Genomic DNA, 4,075 nt, shown 5'->3' on the forward strand with positions numbered 1-4,075 from the left:
GTGAGTGATGTCGGCGCATCGGGGTTGAAACTCTGCGTCATCGCAAAACGCTGGGCATCGGTGATCTTCATGCCCGGCTTGCCGCCCAGCAGCGCCAGAAACGGTGCGAAGAGTTTGGCCTCATCGGCGGTGTAGCCGGAGAGCACCGGCACTTTGTGATAGCGGCCAGCAGCTATTTCGTAGATGGGGTTGGGGGGTACGACCACACCGTCCGGAATCGGCCCAGACCCGGTAAGGCCGTTCTGCATCACCGCCTGCAACACCGCACGGCCATCCTTGCCGCGCAGATAGGTGGCGATCTGCCCGGGTGACCAGCTCGCAACCAGGGCCGCTGCCGCTGCAGAGTCCGGTGCAAGTCCGTCGGCGAGCACCAGGGCTGCTAGCAGTGCGCCCGCCTGCGCCGCATATTTCGACGCAGGGTTCAACGTCGGTATCGTGCCGGCAGGCAGGTTGCTGGGCAGCGAGATCCCGCCACTGATGGGAACCATTTTGTGGAACAGCCCCTTCGCCTGCGGCGCGGTGAGCAGCGCCAGCGCGTTGATGGCGCCTGCCGACTGCCCCATGAGGGTGACATTGCCCGCATTGCCGCCAAACTTTGCGATGTTGCGCTGAATGAAGGACAGCGCCTGCACGTTGTCCAGCAACGCATAGTTGCCCGTATAGGGGTCGCTCCCCCCATGCAACTGCGGCATCTGCAGAAAGCCCAGTACGTCCAGCCGGTAGTTGGCCGTGACCACGACGGCATTGGCCGAGCGCGCCAGGGCCGCCCCGTCATACACCGGGTCGGCCGTGTAGCCCGAGATTGCGCTACCGCCATGCAGGAACAGCAGCACGGGCAGATTGTCTTGTGTGCTGGCTGGGCGCCAGATGTTGAGGGTCAGGCAGTCCTCGTTGCCCACCGGCGTTCCCAGGGTCTCACCAATCGCGTTGTCGAATCGGTTGTTGGCACCGGGGCCATACAGGCGGCCCATCTGAAGGCACGCACTGCCAAAGCGTGTGGCATCGCGCTGACCAGACCAGGTGACAGGCGCCACAGGGGGCTGCCAGCGCAATTCGCCCACGGGCGGCTTGGCAAACGGCACCCCCTTCCAGGCATAGGTGCCGGTGGCAGCGCTGTCGTCCACGCCACGCACGGTGCCGTACACGGTCTCGCGCACCTCGGGCGCCGAGCCAGAACCACCGCCGCAGCCCGCCAACGCCGCTACGGAAAACACCGCTCCCAACCATTGCAAACGCCAGCGCGAATTGACCATGTCTTGTCTCCTTGGGGGTTTTCAGGAATGGGTCGGGCCTCTGTCTGCAGTCACACTACGACAGGGCACAACCTCGAGACCGATTGTGGTAACCGAGATGCCTTTGGCTACTATCGCAACCGCGCCAAAACACTGACTTCAGACCACCACCGCGCGTAAACCCTGATCTCCGCATTGCTTCATTCGCCACCCATGACTCCCCGCACAAGCTCTGCCGCCTGGGTGCGCGGCATCACCGACATGATGGCCGCCGAAGGCTTGCCTGCAGCCCAGTTGTGCGGCGACGCTGGCATCGATCTGGCAGCGCTGCAACAGCCGCAAACCCGGGTGGACGTGGACAGCATCAGCCGCCTGTGGGAGCTGGCCGTTGCGCGGTCGGGCAACGTGGCGCTGGGGCTCAGTCCAGAGCTCACCGCTCGCTATGGCAATGTGGATGTGGTGGGCTATGCGCTGGCATCGGGCCGCAACCTGTTGACGGGTTTTCAGCACCTCACGCGCCAGATGGCGGTGATTTCGGACTGCACCACTTTTTCGCTGGAGCGCGAGGCACGCGGCTACTGGATCTCCATCGCGCACATTGGCGCCACCCGCCCCATTCCGCGCCAGCGGGTCGAATACGCGCTGCTCACCCTGTTCACGCTGTGCTGCTGGCTCACACGGCGAGAGCTCCGGCCCTTGGCCGTAGAGCTGATCACACCGCAGCCCACTGCCACCTGCGAGGCGTCCTATCACACAGCCTTTGGCATGCTGCCGCGCTTTGAACAGGCCGCCAACCGGTTCTTGCTGCCCGAAGCCGACCTGCTGGCCGACATCCCCACTCACAACCCCAGCCTGTGGGCCATGCACGAGCGTCTGGTCGAGGACGAGCTGGACCACCTGGGACAGTCGCTGGTCAGCACCCGCGTTCGCACCGAGGTCGCCCGCATTCTTCACCTGGGCGAGCCCCGCCGCGAAGACATCGCCGCGCGTCTGCACCTGACGGACCGCACGCTGCAGCGGCGCCTGCAGGCTGAATCCGTGAGCTACCAGCAACTGCTGGACGACACCCGCTGTGAACTCGCCCGCCAGTACCTCAGCGACGAACGACGGAGTCTGGCGGAGGTGGCTGATTTGCTGGGTTTTGCCGACCAGAGCAACCTGTTTCGAGCCTGCAAACGCTGGTTTGGCATGCCGCCTGGCCAGTACCGCGCGCACGTGCTGCACCCGCAGGCCGAACGCGAGGCGTCGAAGCAGGCCGCCTAGGCGCGGCACATTCCAAGGCCCTGCAGGCACCGGGGCATCCGCAGTGCGAGACAATCAGCGCCATGAACCTGCCTGCCGAAAGCGACGCCGCCACTGCCGATATCGGCCTGGCCTGGAACCACGGATTCGCCACGCTGGGCTCCGATTTTTTTACCGAGCTGCGTCCCACACCCCTGCCCTCGCCCCATTGGGTGGGCACCAGCGCCAATGTGGCCAAGCTCATTGGTTTGGATGAAGCCCGGTTGCGCAGTGATGAGGCGCTCCACGCGCTCACAGGTAACACCCTTCTGGCGGGCTCCCGCCCTCTGGCCAGCGTCTACAGCGGTCATCAGTTTGGCGTGTGGGCGGGCCAGCTGGGTGACGGGCGCGCCATCCTGCTCGGCGAAACCGCTGGCGGTTTCGAAATCCAGCTCAAAGGCGCCGGTCGCACGCCCTACTCCCGCATGGGCGACGGACGCGCCGTCTTGCGCTCCAGCATCCGCGAGTTCCTTTGCAGCGAGGCCATGCATGGCCTTGGGATTCCTACCTCACGCGCTTTGTGCATCACCGGGTCGCCTGCCCATGTGCGGCGTGAAGAGATCGAGACCGCGGCCGTGGTGACGCGTGTGGCACCCAGCTTTGTGCGCTTTGGCCATTTCGAACATTTTTCGGCCAACGACAAGGAGCCGCAGTTGCAGGCCTTGGCGGACTACGTCATTGACCGCTACTACCCGGAATGCCGGTCTTCCAGCCTGTTCGACGGAAACGCCTATGCGGCTTTGCTGCAGGCCGTGAGCGAACGCACCGCGCACCTCATGGCACAGTGGCAGGCCGTTGGCTTTTGCCATGGGGTGATGAACACCGACAACATGAGCATCCTGGGGCTGACCATTGACTACGGTCCTTTCCAGTTTCTGGACGCCTTTGTGCCCGGCCATGTGTGCAACCACAGCGACAACCAGGGCCGCTATGCCTACAACCGCCAGCCCAATGTGGCGTACTGGAACCTGTTCTGCCTGGCGCAGGCCTTGTTGCCGCTGATCGGCGACCCGGAGCTGGCAAAAGGTGCCCTGGAGTCCTACAAAACCGTCTTCCCGGAAGCGTTCATGGCCCGCATGCGCAGCAAACTGGGGCTGGCCCAGGCACGCGAGCAAGATCCAGAACTGATCGACGGCATCTTGGTGCTGCTGGCCCAGAACGCCGTGGACTACACCATCTTCTGGCGCCGCCTGTCGCACGCGGTGCAGCAGAACGATTTTGAGCCGGTACGCGACCTGTTCGCCGACCGGAACGCCTTTGACGGCTGGTTGCTATCATATTCAGAGCAATTAACGCTTGAAAATGAAGCGCTGGCGGCCAATTTGATGCTCAATACCAATCCCAAGTTCGTTTTGCGCAACCACCTGGGCGAGCAGGCCATCCGTGCCGCGAAACTTGGCGACTTCAGCGAACTCCAAACCCTGCAGCGGCTGCTGGAGCGCCCCTTTGACGAGCACCCCGGGCACGACGCCTACGCAGCCTTCCCGCCCGACTGGGCCTCTTCCATCGAGATCAGCTGTTCATCATGACCTACCCCGTTCAGAAATCCGATGCCGAATGGC

3 protein-coding genes are annotated in these 4,075 nt (G+C 63.9%); 2 read left to right on the plus strand and 1 reads right to left on the minus strand.

Going from position 1 to position 4,075, the window contains the following annotated elements; all coding sequences use genetic code 11:
* Positions 1–1,253 (minus strand): carboxylesterase family protein (locus ACK4OE_RS25395; RefSeq protein ID WP_409889197.1); only part of this gene is annotated, 1,253 nt, incomplete at its 3' end.
* 192 nt (positions 1,254–1,445) lie between these two features.
* On the opposite strand from ACK4OE_RS25395, the gene ACK4OE_RS25400 reads away from it, so the two are divergent.
* Positions 1,446–2,495, plus strand: coding sequence for an AraC family transcriptional regulator (locus tag ACK4OE_RS25400; RefSeq protein ID WP_409889198.1), 1,050 nt, complete (start codon positions 1,446–1,448; stop codon positions 2,493–2,495).
* Between the two features lie 62 nt (positions 2,496–2,557).
* Entirely contained in the window at positions 2,558–4,042 is a 1,485-nt protein-coding gene (locus ACK4OE_RS25405; protein WP_409889199.1) for a protein adenylyltransferase SelO, read from the plus strand.
* The last annotated feature ends 33 nt before the right edge of the window (positions 4,043–4,075 follow it).

This window comes from Acidovorax sp., from assembly GCF_046314175.1.
Taxonomy (GTDB): domain Bacteria; phylum Pseudomonadota; class Gammaproteobacteria; order Burkholderiales; family Burkholderiaceae_C; genus Acidovorax.

What these genes read in the sequence shown, in the direction of transcription:
- ACK4OE_RS25405 (WP_409889199.1), top strand. Translation starts at nt 2,558, where the DNA reads ATGAACCTGCCTGCCGAAAGCGACGCCGCCACTGCCGATATCGGCCTG.
- ACK4OE_RS25400 (WP_409889198.1), top strand. Translation starts at nt 1,446, where the DNA reads ATGACTCCCCGCACAAGCTCTGCCGCCTGGGTGCGCGGCATCACCGAC.